Raw genomic sequence first — 16,519 nt, forward strand, 5'->3', positions numbered from 1 at the left:
CTTGGTCTGCGGCGCGCGATGGCCGGAATTGATCGGCGTCAATGACAGCGGGATGCGCGTTATTCGACGGGATGGCCGATCGCGGCGCCGAGCTCGCGCAGCAGCCGGTCGGACAGCTGGCCAGTGACCTGCATCTTGTGCTCGCGCTCGAACTTCTGGATCGCGGACTGGGTCTCACCGCTCATCGTGCCCGTGATCTTCAAATTGCCGTAGCCATATTCGGACAGCGCGCGCTGCACGCCGGCGATACGCCGTGCGGCGGGGCTCTGCGGCACGGGAATCGGCGCGGGCGGACGCATGGCGGACGGCGGCGTCGAGGTCGTCGCCTTGACCAGATTGGTCATGGGATCACTGCCCGCACGCGTCGTCGATGCGGTCGCCTCGACGGGCTTTTCGGGCGGCTTCTCGGCGGCTCGCTCGGCAGGTTTCGGCTCGGCGCGGAACTCCGTCGCGCGCGGCTCCAGCGGCGAGGTATCGGCGCCGACCGGGCGCGGACGCGGCATTGGGTTCGACAGCGCCACGGCGGACGGCGCGGGAAGATTGATCACGGTGCCGAACATCGGCGCCGGATGGCGGCCGGTCTGCAGGAACAGCGCATTGGCAACGATCGCGCCGATCGCGGCGACGGCGACGAGACCGGCCAGCGTGTCCTTCGGGCTGTGCAGCAGCACGCGCATCACGAGGTTGCGCTCGGTCTCGACATCGATGACCGCGGCCTTCGCGCCACGGCGGCGCGGAGCGGCTTCGTCCTTGGCAGACTTCTTAGGCACTTTTCTTCACCAGAGCGGGTTGGTCCTGAGACTGGTCGTGAGTTTGGTCCTGAAGGTCCTGGCGCAGCACCGGCGTCAGCGTCGCGACCTTGCTCTCGACCGGCTTGACTTGCGGCGGCGTGTAGACGAGCGGCAGCCTGACGGTGACGGCGGTGCCCTCTCCCAACCTGCTTTGTACCGTCAATTCGCCGAGATGCAACGCCACGAGACTCTTCACGATCGAAAGTCCGAGGCCGGTTCCCTCGTGACGGCGCTGATAGGTCTTGCCCGCCTGGAAGAACGGCGCGCCGATGCGCTTGAGATCGTCGGGCGCGATGCCAACGCCGGTGTCGCTGATGCGCAGCGTCAGCTGCGAACCCGACACGGCAGCGGTTACCGAGACCTGACCGCCACGCTCGGTGAACTTGATGGCGTTGGCGACGAGATTGAGCACGATCTGCTTGAACGCCCTGGGATCGCCGGTCATGACAGGCAGATCCTGCGGCGCGTCGGTGATGAGGTCGATGCCGTTCTCCCGCGCCTTCAGCGCCAAGAGATTGCAGCAATGCAACAGCGAGGCGCGCGGCGCGAACGGCTCGGACGCGATCTCGAAATTGCCCGACTCCATCTTCGACATGTCCAGGATACCGTTGACGACCGACAGCAGGTGCTGGCCGGAATCGTTGATGAGCTGGGCATATTCCTGGCGCTGAGCCGAGCCCAGCATCAGGGTCTGCTCCTGCGCGATCATCTCGGAGAAGCCGATGATGGCGTTCAGCGGCGTGCGCAGCTCGTGGCTCATGGTGGCGAGGAAGCGCGTCTTGGCGGCATCGGCAGCTTCCGCGGCACTGCGCGCCTGATCCAGCGCCTGCTCGGACAGCTTGTGGTCGGTGACGTCGCGCATCACGGCGACGACTTCGGCCTCGCGCATGACGTCGCCATGAGGATTCTGGCCGATATCCCGGTCGAGCGGGCGGCAGCGCATCTCGACCCAGAGGAAATCGACCTGACCACGCTCCGAACCGTCGGGCTCTCGCCGCAGCCGGAACTCGATGCTGCGCACGTCGCCGCGCGCGGCATCGGAGAGCGCGGTGAGATAGGCCGGGCGATCGGCGACATGGACGCGGTCGAACAGGCCATGCCCGAGCAGTTGCGCCACCGGCGTGCCGAGCATCGCTTCCGCCGGGGGCGAGATGAACTGCACCGCACCGTTGCGCCGATGCCGCGAGACGACGTCGCTCATGTTGCGGGCGAGCAGGCGATAACGCTCCTCCTCACGCGAGAGCAGCGCCACGCTGGTGCGCGCCAGCGATTCCGCGCCGAAGGCAAGGCCGGCGGCATAGAGCGTCGCCGAGACGACGCCGCACGCCATCAGCACGCCGCGTTCAGCAGGGCTGGTGTCTGCAACCGGCAGCCAGCCGAGCTGGCCGACGAGGATCAGGAGTCCTGCACAGGACAGCGCGAGCAAGGATGCAAAGGCCGCGACGCGGCGCGAGGCCGACAGCGCGGCTTCGAGGGGAACCACGACCAGCCAGACCGCGGCGAATGATTCGATGCCGCCCGTGGTGCCCGCGACCGCCATGATCAGGCCGGCGAGCGCCAGCGACGACAGCACATGGGCGCCTTCATAGCGGCCGGTGCGCGACAGGAACCAGGACAGCAGGATCGGCGCGATCAACCAGGCGAACGCGGCGACCTCGACCGCGCTCGGCGCGCCACGCATGGCGAGATAGACCGGGAATGCGGCAAAGGCGGCCAGGCTGCCGAGCAGCCGCGGCGCCATGAAGGCACGATGACGCGCCCGCATCAGCGCATCGTAACGCGCGGAGGGATGCAGCAGTGCATCGAGACAATCGCGGATGATACTCAAAACTGTCACGGGTCTCGCGCTTCGGCTCAATCGTCTTTTGGAAGACGCGCCGCAACGCCTCCTTGTCGTTGAGCCACCGTGTCAGAGCGACCTTAAACGAGTGCTAAGGCGGCTCGGTGTGCGGCCGGACGCCGGGACATCGCGGGGCTTTTTAGACGATTTGGCGACGTCTTCGGCGAGGATGGTGAACACAGGGTTTCACGCCTCCCGGCATGGTTTCGAATTGGTGGATATGCGTGCCAGCGAAATCACGGGCGCCCGCGTCAATCGAAAATTTACGACACCGTCGATCTCGAAGAATTTTGCGTAAATTTTCCGCGAATTAAGCTCAAGGCAATCACTTGCGATTTATCGAGAGTTGCTAGGTCCGACATCCGCGGAGTTCGCCGTGGACGGGATCGAACGTACAGGTCGCTAAGATGCGCTTTCTGCTCCGCATCACATTCTGGCTCGGGCTGGTGCTGGTGCTCCTGCCCAGGGACAAGACGCCCGAATCGGACAAGCTGCCGCAGATCGGTGCTGCCGATGCGGTGCAGGCTGCGACCGCGGCCGTCTCCGACATGACCCAGTTCTGCAAGCGCCAGCCGGCGGCCTGTGAGGTCGGCGGACAGGCCGCGACCATCATCGGCCAGCGCGCCCAGGACGGGGCGCGCAAGATCTACCAGATCATCAACGACAAGAAAGAGCAGATCTCCAACGACAAGAACGAGAAGACCGACAAGACCGACAAGAAGGCGCCCGACCACACAGGCTCGATCGCGATGGCCGGCGAAGGCGATGCCGCATCGACCGAGGCGCCGCGCGATACCCTGAGCCAGGACGACCTTGCGCTGGAATGGCGCGGCCCGGCGGCGGCGAATTAGCGCCCAAACCCTATCGATTTCATCTCCTCGCATCCTTATATTGGCCCTAACGGGAACACGGGCCAACATGACGACGATCGACGAAATCAGGGACAATTTCGAGCTTCTGGATGAGTGGGACGACCGCTACCGGTACGTCATCGAGCTCGGCCGTACCCTGGAACCGATGCCCGAGGCGGAACACTCCGCCGAGAACAAGGTCAACGGCTGCGTCAGCCAGGTCTGGCTGCAGAAGCTGGTCGACCGCGGCCATGGCGCGCCGATCCTGAAATATCGCGGCGACAGCGACGCGCATATCGTGCGCGGGCTGGTCGCGATCGTGCTCTCGCTCTATTCGGGCCGCACGCCGCAGCAGATCCTCGATACCGACGCGATCGCGGTGTTCAACGAGTTCGGCTTTCGCGATCACCTGACGCCGCAGCGCTCCAACGGCCTGCGCTCGATGGTCGAGCGCATCAAGACCGATGCGAAAGAGGCGCTGGCGGAAGCGTCGTAAGACGCTCTCGTAGGGTGGGCAAAGCGGCTTGTCCGCCGTAGCTCGAAGAGCGAAGGCGGAAGCGTGCCCACGATTTGCGTGTGACTGGTGAGAATTCGTGGGCACGTCGCGCAAGCGCGCGCCTTTGCCCACCCTACCAGAGCTGGCCGAGCGAGCGGCTCTACTTCCCCTTCCTCCGCTGCTGCTGTCCGAGGCCCATCTGCTTGGCCAATTGCGAGCGCGCCACCGCATAGTTCGGCGCGACCATGGGGTAGTCGGCCGGCAGGCCCCATTTCTCGCGGTATTGCTCCGGCGTCATGTTGTACTGCGTGCGCAGATGGCGCTTCAGCGACTTGAAGCGCTTGCCGTCTTCCAGGCAGACCAGATAGTCGGGCGCGATCGACTTCTTCAGCGAGACCGCCGGCTTGGCCGGCTCGAGCGGCGCGGTCTCGGTGCGACCTGACGACACCCGCACCAGGGCGCCATGCACCTGGCTGATCAGATTCGGAATCTCCGTCGCAGGCGTCGGATTGTTGCTGAGATAGGCCGACACGATGCTCGCCGTCAGCTCGATGAAATTCTTTGCCCCAGCGTCCGACATCGGCCCGCCCCTCCACTTGCGCCTCACGGGATAGACGACGCCGAACTATTCCGTGTCAACAGGACGTTCGGCTGAAACAAGACGATGACCGACACGGTGGCGACAACGGCGCTCTAGTTCTGCGCGGCAGAGCTCAGGACCGCTGGTCGAGATGGGCGCGCAGCTCGTCGATCGAGGCAAAGCGCATCATGCCCTCCGGCATCTGCGCTTCGATCGAGCCGTCGGAATAGAGCGAATAGGCCATGCCGTCGACGATTCCGGATTTGAGCACGGTGACGGGCGGCTGCTCGACAGGTGGCGGTGGAGGCGGCGGCGGCTCGGGTGCAGGCGGAGCGGCCTCCGCAAAGGTCGATGGCGAGCGCGGCGGCGGCCGGCGCAAGGCGGCCGGCGGCTCCGGCGGACGCATGCGGTCCGGCTTCGGCCAGGCATCGTCGAAGCTTGCAGGCGGGGTATCCAGCGCCTCACCGGGCTCCGCAGGGAGCTGCGGCGGCGCGTCCTCGATGGCCTTCGCCTCCGCACGCTCCCGTTCCTTACGCGAGGTCGAGGCGAACAACAGGTTGCGTCGGCGCGGCGCTTCCGGAGCCGCGGGCGGCGTTGGAGCTTCCGGCACCGGCGGCGTCTCGACACGCGGACGCTCGCGCGCGGCGACTTCGCTCTGCCACGGCGGCGGGCCTGCGGCGGGCGGCGGCGACGGTGGCGGCTCGATCCTTGCCTCGCCCCTTGCCGCCGCAGCGGGCATCGGCTCGGGCGCAGCAGCGCCTGGCACGGCAAGGCCCGGCCCGGATGCGGCGAGGCCCGGCAGCACGGGCCTGACCCGAACCTCGGACGGCGCACCGGCCAGCCGGCGCGCGAGGCCCTTCAGTTCCGTGACCACGACATAGAGGCCGGCCAGTAACAATCCGGAGCAGACGGCGATCGTGCCCGAGATTATGAGGGGGCTGCCGAGGCTGAACTCCCTGACGGAGAAGCCAAACAGGATCGAAAGGAAGCCCGCCACGACGGCGAAAATCCCCGCGATCAACAATGCCAGATTCATCGAACTCACCCCCGGTCGCCATCCACACGCGACAACCGCTACGCCACGATACCGTCATCCGGTGTTCCACGCCAACGAGGAATTGTCGGTAGCGTTCCTAAAGGGAAGGAAATCAGGGACTTATTCACATTCCCTTCAGCTACGGCTCGCTACTGCTTAGACTGCTCTCAAGTAACCGGAATTGCTGCGTCGCATCAGGAATTTAGCCATAATGCCCAATTACTTGGTAATGGAACTGCGCTATAGGGAGTCCGGGGTTGAGGCCCGCGCGCACCAGCAGGGCCAAGAGGGGATTCCGGGGCACCGATAGCCATGACATCCATCACGACTGCGGCGATCGACACGCCTCTGCGGCGCTCGGTCGAACGGACTTGCGACGATCTCGCCATGCTGGTGCTGGCCGCGGTCGCGGTCATTGCGGGCCTGACGTTCCGCGACTACGGCCTCGGCTGGGACGACTACACCCACGCTGAATATGCCGATTTGCTGCTGCGCATGTTCGGTTCCGGCTTCAAGGACACCGCGGCGCTCTCCTTCGCCAATCTCTACATGTATGGCGGCGGCTTCGACATGGTCGCGGCCCTCCTGCACAAGATCATTCCGCTCGAGCTGTTCGAGACGCGACGACTGGTCGGCGCCATCGTCGGCGTGGTCGGACTTGCGGTGACGTGGCGGCTCGGCCGCCGCATCGGCGGCCCCCTTGCCGGTCTTGCCTCGCTGCTGCTGCTCGCGCTGTGCCCGATCTTCTACGGCCACATGTTCATGAATCCGAAGGATGCGCCCTTCGCGGTGGCCATGATCATCCTGATGCTCGGCCTGGTCCGGCTCGCCGAGGAATATCCCAAGCCGTCGCCGCGCACGATCCTGATCGTCGGCCTGGGTGCCGGCCTTTCGCTGGGCTGCCGCGTTCTCGGCGGGCTCGCGCTGGTCTACGCCGTGCTCGGCTTCATCCCGCTGTTCCTGCAGGAACTGCGCAGCGAGGGCCTGCGCGAGTCGGTCCGCCGCTTCGCCCATGTCGTCTATGTGCTGCTGCCTGGCCTCGCGTTCGGCTACCTCGTGATGGGCCTGATCTGGCCGTGGTCGATCATGGAGCCCGGCAATCCCTTCGAGGCGCTGACCTACTTCTCGCACTTCTTCGAGAAGCCGTGGAAGGAGATGTTCGACGGCGCGATCGTGTCCGTGCCCGACATGCCCTGGTCCTATCTGCCGACGCTGTTCGCGCTGCAGCTGCCCGAGGTGATGCTGGTGCTGACGGCCGGCGCCGTGGTCGGCACCTTCGCCATGCTGCCGCGAAGCGAAGTGCCGGCGCGGCGCAAGACCATCATGCTGATGCTGACGCTCGCCGCAACCCTGCCGCTTGCGATCGCGATGGTGAAGCGGCCGGCGCTGTACAACGGCATCCGCCATTTCGTGTTCGTGATCCCGCCGATGGCGGTGCTCGGCGGCGTCGCCTTCGCCTGGGCCATGGAGCGCCTGCGCGCCAATCACCGCACCTGGCAGCCGGTCGTGCTCGCCACGTTCTGCTTTGGCCTCGCGCTCTCGCTCGCCGAGATGATCCGGCTGCATCCCTATCAGTACACCCACTTCAACCACATCGCCGGCACCGTCCGCGGCGCCGACGACCGCTTCATGCTGGACTATTGGGGCCTCGCGCTGAAGCAGGCCTCGGATGAGCTGCGCGAGCAGATCGTCGAACGCCAGGAAGTGCCGCCGACTAATCGCAAATGGAAGGTCGCGGTCTGCGGTCCGCAGCGCCCCGCCCAGGTCGCGCTCGGGCCCGACTTCACCATCGGCTGGGATTCCAACGCGGCCGATTTCGCGATGACGCTCGGCGAGTTCTACTGCAAGGGCCTCACCGCGCCCGTGATGGTCGAGATCAAGCGCGACGACGTGGTGTTCGCCCGCGTCTACGACATCCGCGGCCGCAGCATTTCCAGCCTGCTCTCGATCCCGGCGCCGTAATATTCTTCTTCCGTAGCCCGGATGAGCGAAGCGACATCCGGGATCCCTCTCAGAGCGGTCCCGCATGTCGCTCCGCTCATGCGGGCCACGCTTGACTGCCGCGCGCTTGTCGCGCCTTGCTGCTTGCCACGAGCGGTACTACGCTCCCTCCCCGCAACAACGATGTTCGGAGAGATCAGCCATGTCGCCAGCGGAAGCACGCCTGAAGGAAGTGCCGTCTGATATGACGGAGGCCGAGTGGCAGCAACGGGTCAATCTCGCCGCCTGCTACCGCCTTGTCGCGCTGTACGGCTGGGACGATCTGGTCGACACCCACATCTCCGCGCGCGTGCCCGGCCCCGACCATCATTTTCTCATCAATCCCTATGGGCTGATGTTCGACGAGATCACGGCCTCGAGCCTCGTCAAGGTCGATTTGCACGGCAACCAGCTCTCCGAGAGCGAATACAGCATCAACCCGGCGGGCTTCACCATCCATTCGGCGATCCACGAGGTGCGCGAGGACGCGATCTGCGTGCTGCACCTCCACACCCTCGACGGCACCGCGGTGTCGAGCAGCGCTGAAGGCCTGCTGCCGCTGAACCAGACCGCCCAGCTCGTCACCCACGACCTCGCCTATCATGACTATGAAGGCATCGCGCTGGACCACGACGAGCGGCCACGGCTGCAGAAGGATCTCGGCGACCACAACCACATGCTGCTGCGCAATCACGGCACGCTCACCGTCGGTCGTTCGGTCGCATCCGCCTTCGAGCGCATGTACCACCTCGAGCGCGCCTGCTCGATGCAGGTGCGCACGCGCGCGCTCGGCACGCCGGTCTACCCGGTCGACGATACCGCGATCGACAAGAACACCGAGCTGCTCGCCAACCGCGACCGCGCCGAGCTGCGCGCCACCAACCTCGTGTGGCCGCCGCTGCTGCGCAAGCTCGACCGTGAGCTTCCGGGCTACCGGTCTTGAAATTTTCGGGATTTGGTGTAGGCTAGCACCCAACTAACCTCTACGCCTTTTGGAATGAAACGCCGCCCAATTCCGGGCGGCGTTTTTATTTTGGGGCGGTGGTCGCCACGAAAGCATAGCCGTAGGGTGGGCAAAGCGCAGCGTGCCCACGTTCTTTCGCGTTTGGTGAGAGATGGTGGGCACGGCGCTTTGCGCCTTTGCCCACCCTACGGCACCGTGCCCTACTTCACCTCCGCCAGCGCCGCGAGGATGCGGGCCCAGGAGCGGATGCCTTTCTGGAAGCTTCTCAAATCGTACTTCTCGTTCGGTGAATGGATGTTGTCGTCGTCCAATCCGAAGCCGACCAGCAGCGAGTCGAGGCCAAGCGTGCGCTTGAAGTCGGCGACGATCGGGATCGAGGCGCCGGAGCCCATCAGCACGGTCTCCTTGCCCCATTCCTCCGTCAGCGCCTTGCTGGCGGCGGCGAGCGGCTTCATGTTCCAGTCGAGCGCGACGGCGGGCGCGGCGGAATGGTCGCCGAACTCGACCTTGCAGTCGCCGGGAATGCGCGCCGTCACGTAGTCGCGGAAGGCCTTGCGGATCTTTTGCGGGTCCTGCCCTTCGACCAGGCGGAACGAGACCTTGGCTGAAGCATGCGACGGGATCACCGTCTTGGAGCCCTCGCCGATATAGCCGCCCCAGATGCCGTTGACGTCGCAGGTCGGGCGCGATGAGGCCTGCTCGATCAGGAGGCGCCCCTTCTCGCCGGCCGGTATCGACAGGCCGATCGGTTTGAGGAACATCTCCGGCGTCAGGTTGAGCTTCTTCCACTGCTCCAGGATATCAGGCGGCAGATCCTTCACGCCGTCGTAGAAGCCGGGAATGGTGATGCGGTTGTCGTCGTCGAACAGGCCGCCCAGAATTTTCGTCAGCACCCGGATCGGGTTCATCGCGCTGCCGCCGAACACGCCGGAATGCAGGTCGCGATTGGCGGCGGTGATCTTCAGCTCCTCATAGAGCAGGCCGCGCAGCGAGGTCGTGATCGCCGGCGTGTTGCGGTCCCACATGCCGGTGTCGCAGACCAGCACGTAGTCGGCTTTGAATTCGTCCTTGTTGGCCTCGATGAAGGGCACGAAGTTCTTCGAGCCGACCTCCTCCTCGCCTTCGATCAGGAACGTGATGTCGACCGGCAACGAGCCCGTCACCTTCTTCCAGGCGCGGCAGGCTTCGACGAACGTCATCACCTGGCCCTTGTCGTCCTCGGCGCCGCGCGCGACGATGATCTTGCGGCCGTCGGCATGGTCGGTGACGACGGGCTCGAACGGCGGACGGTGCCAGAGATCGAGCGGGTCGACCGGCTGCACGTCGTAATGGCCGTAAAAGATCACATGCGGCCGCCCTCCGGCCCCGGTCTTGCCGACGATGGCGGGATGGCCCGCGGTCGGCCTCACTTCAGTGGCGACACCGAGGCTCGCGATATCCTTGGCGAGATGCTCGGCCGCCGCCTTGCAACCCCCGGCGAAGGCCGGATCGGCGGAGATCGACTTGATCCGGAGCAGCGCGAACAGGCGCTCCAGGCTGTTGTCGAAATCCTTGTCGATGTGGTCGAGCACGGATTGAAGCTGCGCATTGGCCATGGTCGTTGGTCCTGACGTTCGAGTCTCAAGAGGTACCGGGTTTTAGCGCCGTCGCGGGCTCGGAGCCAGCCGCAACGGGCGGATGCCGGATGTGCCATGCAAGACTACCTGCAAGAACGGCGGTCGCGAGGAGATTGTTGCCCCAAGCCTGGAGGACAGTTGGAAACCACGGCAGCGCCAGCAGCATGAGAATTCCGGCTGCGCCGAGGGCGAGCCAGGTTCCGAGACGCACATTCGGCCGCTCGTCGAAGGCGGCGCGATGCATCAGCACCGTCATCGGGAAGAACAGCCACATGAAATAGTATTGCCGAGCCAAAGGCGAGGCCACCGTGATCAGGCAGAACAGGATGGCGAGCTCCTCGGCATCCGAGCGCGCCGTTCGCCGCGCTTGCTGCGGCATGATCGCGACGAAGCCGAGCCCGAGCAAGGCCGACAGCACCAGCACGATCCAGTTCGCCGTCCTGTAATCGACGTCGATGATGTTCATCGTACGCGGCGGCTTGCCGGGATCCTCCAGATTGAAGTTGATCGGACGGACCAGGCGGTGCGTGACGGCGATGAGGGACTGGTTGACCCACGACCAGTTCTGCTCGTCACGCTGGCCAAAGCCCTTTTCCGAGCTCGTTCCGACCATGCCCTGATACCAGGTCGCAAGCTCGGCCGCGTTGCGCTCGAAGCCGCGGATCGGCGCCGGCACGACATAGAGAAGGATGCCGGTGAAGGCGACCGTGCCGGCGGCCGCCGCCCATTTTCGCCGCCAGACCAGATACGGCAGGACCGCGATCGGAAACACCTTGATGGCAGCGGCGAGCGCGAACATGAAGCCCGCTAGCCAGGGACGTTGATGCCGCAAGCTCCAGAAACCGTAGAGCATCATGGCCAGCAGGACGAGGTTCGGCTGGCCGAGGTCGAACATGTCGAACACGAACGGCACGGTGACGACGGCAGGCAGCGCCTCCAGCCAGCGGCCGGGGCTGCGCCCCGAGCCGGCCATGACCTGGGAGAACGTCCCGGTGTACCACCACGCCACGGCATTCAGGATCGACAGGACGACATAGAGCGGGATCTTGCCGAACCAGCTCGGGATCGCCAGCAGGATCGCCGGCAGCGGCGGATAGATGAACTCGAAATACTCGACGGCCGTGGCGGGATAGAGTGGCTCACCCTGCAGGACCTGTTGCCCGGCCCACAACCACAGCGGGTAATCCTTGGTCTTGCCGCTGCCGAAGATCTCGGGAACGAGCACGTCGGCGGTGAGCAGGACGCAGCAGAACAGAAACAGCAGGTCCAGCGGCGCGCGCAGCGACAGGCGTCTGGGCGCGTCAGGCTTGGCTAACGGGGCGGGCGGGGTCACGGGGTGGTCCTGTGCGGCGGCGAACAGGACGTAGCAGACCGGCGCAGGCTTGGAGAGCCCCTCACCTGAAATTGTACCGTTGGCGGCCTCGGGCAACGGCACATGAGGTGACTAGCAGAGTACTTGAGCTTTCACAGCGTCATGGCCGGGCTTGTCCCGCCTGCGCGGCCGAAGCCGCTTCGGCGCGGCGAAGGCCTGGGCGTCCACGACCTTTTGGGGCAAGCGGAATTGCCAAAAGCGGCCCGCCTACCGCCGCAGCAATCCGCCGAGCGCGCCGCGGACCAGCGTGCGGCCGATCGAGCCGCCAAGCTGGCCGCCGACCGACTTACCGATATTGGCGGCCATCCCGCCGATCACCTGGTTGGTGACCGATCGCGTCACGTCCCGCGCAATGACCTGGCCGGTCGACAGGCGGCCGCGCTTGACGTTGGTGCCGAAGATAGTGCCGACGATCGAGCCGAACTGGCCGAGAAGGCCGCCGCCATTTCCGCCAGCCGGGCCGTCCGCTGTGGCCGCTGTGCCGGCGATGCGCTTCTGGATCATCTCGTAAGCGGACTCTTCATCGACCGCGGCGTCGTATTTGCCCTTCACCGGGCTCGCAGCCATGATCGCCTTGCGCTCGTCCGGCGTGATCGGCCCGATGCGAGCCGACGGCGGCCGGATCAGCACCCGCTCCACCATCGCCGGCGTGCCGTTGCCCTCGAGGAAGGACACCAGCGCTTCGCCCTTGCCGAGCTCCATGATCACCTTGGCTGTGTCGAGCTTCGGGTTGGGCCGGAAGGTCTGGGCCGCAGCGGCGACCGCCTTCTGGTCCCTCGGGGTGAAGGCGCGTAGCGCGTGCTGCACCCGGTTGCCGAGCTGTCCGAGCACGCGGTCGGGGACGTCGACCGGGTTTTGCGTCACGAAGTAGACGCCGACGCCCTTGGAGCGGATCAGGCGGACCACCTGCTCGATCTTGTCCATCAGCGCCTTGGGCGCATCGTTGAACAGCAGATGCGCCTCGTCGAAGAAGAACACGAGCTTTGGCTTGGGCAGATCGCCGGCCTCGGGCAGCTCCTCGAACAACTCCGACAACATCCACAGCAGGAATGTCGCGTAAAGCCTGGGGTTCTGCAGCAGCTTGTCGGCGACCAGGATGTTGACCATGCCGCGGCCGTCGCGGTCGGTCTTCATGAAGTCCTTCAGCGTCAGCGCCGGTTCGCCGAAGAATTTGGTGCCGCCCTGGTTCTCCAGCACCAGCAGCTGGCGCTGGATGGTGCCGACGGTGGCCTTGGTGACGTTGCCGAACCCCTGCGCGGCCTTGCGGATGGCGGCGAGCGGATCCTCCCCCGCGTCCGCGCCCTTCTTCGCGCTATCGGGCACGATGGCGTCGAGCAGTGCGCGCAGATCCTTCATGTCGATGAGGGTCAGCCCGTTGTCGTCAGCGACGCGGAAGGCGACGTTGAGCACGCCTTCCTGCACGTCGTTGAGGTCGAGCATGCGCGCGAGCAGAAGCGGCCCCATTTCCGTGACGGTCGCGCGCACCGGGTGCCCCTGCTCGCCGAACACGTCCCAGAACACTGTCGAGAACTGGTCGGGCTGGAAATTCAGCCCCATTTCGGAAGCGCGCTTGAGGATGAAGTCTTTGGCCTCGCCAACCTCGGAGATGCCGGAGAGGTCGCCCTTGATGTCCGCCGCGAAGACCGGAACACCGGCGCGTGCAAATCCTTCCGCCATCACTTGCAGCGTCACGGTCTTGCCGGTTCCGGTTGCACCCGTGACGAGGCCGTGGCGATTGGCGAGCGCCAGCGTCAGCCATGCCTGCTCGTCTCCCTTGCCGACGAAGATCTTGTCGTCGGTATCGCCGAGCTTGCTGTCCTGTGCGGTCATTATTCTCTCTGATCTCTCTGCCGGGTTTCGCGTATTGAAACTCAAATGCACCAGTTCCGTAGTTTAACGCATGTTGCGCGCCGATTAAAACGGTTCAACACGGCCGAACATGCGACATAGTCGGAAACGGACGGACGACATCAGCCGAAAGTAGGAACGAGGCGTTCGCAACGCGGCAATTTTTCGCCGATTCCAACTCCGCTCTTGCATCGCTGCAACACTTTTCGCGCGTTCGAAGGTGAATCGCGACGACGCGTGCGTTCATCGCTTGAATTTCACATCACACCGGCTCAAGATCATTTTCGAAAGAAATACTCCGGCAAGCAAACCGGCTGAGGGGCGGGCCTTATGGACGAGCTGATCGGGCGGCTGGCGACAAACGCCAGCATAGATAGTGCTGTCGCTGAAAAGAGCGTCGGCATCATCCTGGGCTTCCTCCGCAACGAGGGTCCTTCCGACAGCGTGCAGGCCCTGATCGATCAGATCCCCGGAGCGGAAGCCGCGATCGAGGCATCCAGGAGCGGCGGCGGACTGTCGCGGCTGATGGGCGGCGGCTTGATGGCTGCCGGCTCGCGCCTGATGGGCCTCGGACTTGGCATGTCGGAGATTCAAAACGTCGCCCGTGAACTTTTCCGCTTCGGCCGAGACAAAATCGGAGCAGATCAGATGGGCAAGATCATTGCGGGGACGCCGGGCCTCAGCCAGTTCGCCTGAAGCTTTGGCAATTCATATCGAGTATCATGACATATCCGATCTCCGAGATTGAGGGCCTGTCGGTCTTTGCCGCCAACAAGTTGAAGGCGCAAGGCATCCGCACCACCGACGGGCTGCTCGAGGCGGCCGGCACGGTGAAGGGCCGCAAGGCGCTTTCCGCCAAGACCGGCATTAGCGAGCAGCTGCTGCTGGAATGGGCCAACGTCTCCGACTACATGCGTATTCCCGGCATGGGGCGGGCCAAGGTCGGCCTGGTCCGCGCCGCCGGCGTCACCACCGTGCGCGAGCTCGCCTATCGGAATCCGGCAAGGCTCGCCCAGAGCATGCGCGACGCCAACGAAAAGAAGAAGCTGCTCCGCATCCTGCCTTCCGAGAAGTCGGTCGGCGACATCATCGCCAAGGCGAAGAAGCTGCAGCCGAAGATTACGTATTAGTTCACTTGCTCTCTCCGTCATCCTGAAGTGCGAAACACGGGACGCAAAGCGTCCCCGTGGAGAGCCTCGAAGGATGCACGGCCACCGCCACATCCGCACGGAGAGAGCCGGGCCGTCGCCCTTCGAGGCTCGCCGAAGAGGCGAGCGCCTCAGGGTGACGGTCTCAGACCAGGGTTGTGCTGCGCCCTTCCGTCTTGACTCCCCCTCCCCGACCGCGCAAAGCGGGCGGCATGAATGCCTCGCCCTCCCCATCCGTCCCGCCGGCCGGCTCGGCCGGGCCAGATGCGCTGCGGAAACTGCTGGAACGACCGATCCCGGCGGTGATGGGCGTGCTCAACATCACCCCGGATTCCTTCTCCGATGGCGGCGAGTTCATCGCGCCCGAGCAGGCGCTCGCACGGGCGCGGGCGATGATCGCGGATGGCGTCGACATCATCGATATCGGCGCCGAATCCACCCGGCCCTACAAGGGCGCGAAGGCCGTCACGGCGGACGACGAACTCGCCCGGCTGAAGCCGGTGCTGGCGGGCGTGGTCGCGCTCGGCGTGCCGGTGTCGATCGATAGCATGAAGGCCGAGGTGGTGGCCTACGCGCTCGACCAGGGCGCGGCGATCGCCAACGACGTCTGGGGCCTGCAACGCGACGCCGCCATGGCGCCGCTGGTGGCCGCGAGAGGCGTTCCCGTCATCGTCATGCACAACCGCGACGACGCCGATCCCGCCATCGACATCATCACGGACATGAAGACGTTCTTCCTGCGCTCGCTGGATATCGCCGCAAAGGCCGGCATCGCGCGCGACAAGATCGTGCTCGATCCCGGCATCGGCTTCGGCAAGACTGCCGAGCAGAGCATGACCGCGCTGGCGCGCTTGCGCGAATTCGAGATGTTCGGCCTGCCGATCCTCGTCGGTGCCTCGCGAAAACGCTTCATCGCTTCGGTGTCGCCATCGGAGCCGAAGGACCGGCTCGCCGGCTCGATCGCCGCGCACCTGATCGCCGCACAGCGCGGCGCAAAGATCATCCGGACCCATGACGTCGCCGAGACCTTGCAGGCGCTGCGGGTGGCGAACGCAATCGAGGGCAAGCAATGACCGATACGATTTTCGTCACCGGCCTGTCGATCCACGCCCGCCACGGCGTGATGGATCACGAGACCGAAGTCGGCCAGCGCTTCGTCATCGATCTCGAACTCTATACCGACCTGTCGGAGCCCTCGCGCAGCGACCGGCTCGCCGACACCGTGTCCTATGCCGACGTCGTGGCGACGACGACGGCAGCGTTCAAGAATACCAATTACAAGCTTCTGGAGCGCGCCGCCGGCGCGGTGGCCGACGCCATCCTGTCGCACTTCCCGCGTATCCGCGCCGTGAAGGTCACCGTGCACAAGCCGCATGCGCCGATCGCCGCGATCTTCGACGATGTCGGCATCATGCTGACCCGCTCGCGGCACCCCTGATGGCAAGCGTGCTGATCGCACTCGGCGGCAATGTCGGCGATGTCCGCGCGACATTCGCCAAGGCGATCGCGCACATCTGCGGCATGGCGCAAGGCGCCCTGATCGCGCGGTCCTCGGACTATGCCACGCCGCCGTGGGGCGACGAGGACCAGGCGCCCTTCATCAATGCCTGCATCGAGATCGAGACCGACCTCGATCCGCACGCGCTGCTGTTCGTGCTGCAGAAGGTCGAGCAGAAATTCGGCCGCACGCGGAACAAGGAGCGGCGCTGGGGCCCGCGCACGCTCGATCTCGACATGATCGCCTATGACGATGTCAGCTTGCAGAAGCCGGACCTGACCTTGCCGCATCCGCGCCTGTTCGAGCGCGCTTTCGTCCTGGTGCCGCTGGCCGAGATTGCACCCGACCGCGTGATCTCGGGCATTCCAGTGCGTGACGGGCTCGCCAGCGTCTCGACGCAAGGCATTGAGCGGCTTCCGGATACCGGTTAACCAAAAACAACCGTTTGCAGGGGCGGTCCGCCGTGGCAATTTCGCCTGCGAATAACGATACGTTTGGG

At 65.2% G+C, this 16,519-nt stretch carries 16 protein-coding genes; 9 read left to right on the forward strand and 7 right to left on the reverse strand.

What is annotated here, in order from left to right:
- Positions 1 to 59: 59 nt before the first annotated feature.
- Complete coding sequence (locus tag GGD62_RS18790) at positions 60 to 770, reverse strand: peptidoglycan-binding protein (protein ID WP_183709443.1); 711 nt, start codon at positions 768 to 770, stop codon at positions 60 to 62.
- Entirely contained in the window at positions 763 to 2,628 is a 1,866-nt protein-coding gene (locus tag GGD62_RS18795) for an ATP-binding protein (RefSeq protein WP_183709445.1), read from the reverse strand. The genes GGD62_RS18790 and GGD62_RS18795 overlap by 8 nt, the downstream gene beginning before the upstream one ends.
- A 410-nt stretch (positions 2,629 to 3,038) precedes the next feature.
- On the opposite strand from GGD62_RS18795, the gene GGD62_RS18800 reads away from it, so the two are divergent.
- Both GGD62_RS18800 and GGD62_RS18805 read left to right on the forward strand, forming a co-directional pair.
- Entirely contained in the window at positions 3,039 to 3,482 is a 444-nt protein-coding gene (locus GGD62_RS18800) for a DUF5330 domain-containing protein (protein WP_183709447.1), read from the forward strand.
- A gap of 67 nt (positions 3,483 to 3,549) precedes the next feature.
- On the forward strand, positions 3,550 to 3,978 hold the full coding sequence (locus tag GGD62_RS18805; protein ID WP_092256626.1) for a SufE family protein: 429 nt from the start codon (positions 3,550 to 3,552) through the stop codon (positions 3,976 to 3,978).
- A gap of 160 nt (positions 3,979 to 4,138) precedes the next feature.
- Here the strand turns inward: GGD62_RS18805 and GGD62_RS18810 are convergent, their stop codons facing one another.
- Together GGD62_RS18810 and GGD62_RS18815 are read right to left on the reverse strand one after the other, a co-directional pair.
- Positions 4,139 to 4,558 carry a MucR family transcriptional regulator gene (locus GGD62_RS18810; protein ID WP_183709449.1) on the reverse strand — a complete coding sequence of 140 codons (420 nt, stop codon included), beginning with the start codon at positions 4,556 to 4,558 and terminating at the stop codon, positions 4,139 to 4,141.
- Between the two features lie 133 nt (positions 4,559 to 4,691).
- On the reverse strand, positions 4,692 to 5,594 hold the full coding sequence (locus GGD62_RS18815) for a DUF308 domain-containing protein (RefSeq protein ID WP_183709451.1): 903 nt from the start codon (positions 5,592 to 5,594) through the stop codon (positions 4,692 to 4,694).
- Positions 5,595 to 5,906: 312 nt separating this feature from the next.
- Here GGD62_RS18815 and GGD62_RS18820 point away from each other — a divergent pair, with 312 nt between their 5' ends.
- Together GGD62_RS18820 and GGD62_RS18825 are read left to right on the forward strand one after the other, a co-directional pair.
- Positions 5,907 to 7,556 carry a glycosyltransferase family 39 protein gene (locus tag GGD62_RS18820; RefSeq protein ID WP_183709453.1) on the forward strand — a complete coding sequence of 550 codons (1,650 nt, stop codon included), beginning with the start codon at positions 5,907 to 5,909 and terminating at the stop codon, positions 7,554 to 7,556.
- A 181-nt stretch (positions 7,557 to 7,737) separates the two neighbouring features.
- Positions 7,738 to 8,517 (forward strand): class II aldolase/adducin family protein, encoded by a 780-nt coding sequence (locus GGD62_RS18825; protein WP_092256635.1) that lies wholly within the window; start codon positions 7,738 to 7,740, stop codon positions 8,515 to 8,517.
- 221 nt (positions 8,518 to 8,738) lie between these two features.
- Here GGD62_RS18825 and GGD62_RS18830 read toward each other — a convergent pair whose 3' ends face one another.
- The 3 genes from GGD62_RS18830 to GGD62_RS18840 all read right to left on the reverse strand — a co-directional run bounded on the left by GGD62_RS18830 (position 8,739) and on the right by GGD62_RS18840 (position 13,356).
- A complete protein-coding gene (locus tag GGD62_RS18830) occupies positions 8,739 to 10,133 on the reverse strand; it encodes a M20/M25/M40 family metallo-hydrolase (protein ID WP_183709455.1) in 1,395 nt (464 codons plus the stop codon).
- Positions 10,134 to 10,158: 25 nt separating this feature from the next.
- Entirely contained in the window at positions 10,159 to 11,487 is a 1,329-nt protein-coding gene (locus GGD62_RS18835; protein ID WP_183709457.1) for a glycosyltransferase family 87 protein, read from the reverse strand.
- 246 nt (positions 11,488 to 11,733) lie between these two features.
- Positions 11,734 to 13,356, reverse strand: a complete 1,623-nt coding sequence (locus tag GGD62_RS18840; RefSeq protein WP_183709460.1) for a helicase HerA-like domain-containing protein — start codon at positions 13,354 to 13,356, stop codon at positions 11,734 to 11,736.
- Between the two features lie 348 nt (positions 13,357 to 13,704).
- On the opposite strand from GGD62_RS18840, the gene GGD62_RS18845 reads away from it, so the two are divergent.
- The 5 genes from GGD62_RS18845 to folK all read left to right on the forward strand — a co-directional run bounded on the left by GGD62_RS18845 (position 13,705) and on the right by folK (position 16,451).
- Positions 13,705 to 14,070: a DUF2267 domain-containing protein gene (locus GGD62_RS18845; protein ID WP_183709462.1), complete on the forward strand. Its 366-nt coding sequence runs from the start codon at positions 13,705 to 13,707 to the stop codon at positions 14,068 to 14,070.
- 26 nt (positions 14,071 to 14,096) lie between these two features.
- Positions 14,097 to 14,504, forward strand: coding sequence for a DUF4332 domain-containing protein (locus tag GGD62_RS18850; protein ID WP_018315752.1), 408 nt, complete (start codon positions 14,097 to 14,099; stop codon positions 14,502 to 14,504).
- A 230-nt stretch (positions 14,505 to 14,734) separates the two neighbouring features.
- Positions 14,735 to 15,595 (forward strand): dihydropteroate synthase, encoded by an 861-nt coding sequence (folP, locus tag GGD62_RS18855; RefSeq protein ID WP_018315751.1) that lies wholly within the window; start codon positions 14,735 to 14,737, stop codon positions 15,593 to 15,595.
- Positions 15,592 to 15,960, forward strand: coding sequence for a dihydroneopterin aldolase (folB, locus tag GGD62_RS18860; protein ID WP_018315750.1), 369 nt, complete (start codon positions 15,592 to 15,594; stop codon positions 15,958 to 15,960). The genes folP and folB overlap by 4 nt, the downstream gene beginning before the upstream one ends.
- Positions 15,960 to 16,451 (forward strand): 2-amino-4-hydroxy-6-hydroxymethyldihydropteridine diphosphokinase, encoded by a 492-nt coding sequence (gene folK, locus GGD62_RS18865; protein ID WP_183709464.1) that lies wholly within the window; start codon positions 15,960 to 15,962, stop codon positions 16,449 to 16,451. The genes folB and folK overlap by 1 nt, the downstream gene beginning before the upstream one ends.
- Positions 16,452 to 16,519 lie beyond the last annotated feature (68 nt).

Origin of the sequence: Bradyrhizobium sp. ERR14 (assembly GCF_014198235.1) — a bacterium.
GTDB lineage: Bacteria > Pseudomonadota > Alphaproteobacteria > Rhizobiales > Xanthobacteraceae > Bradyrhizobium.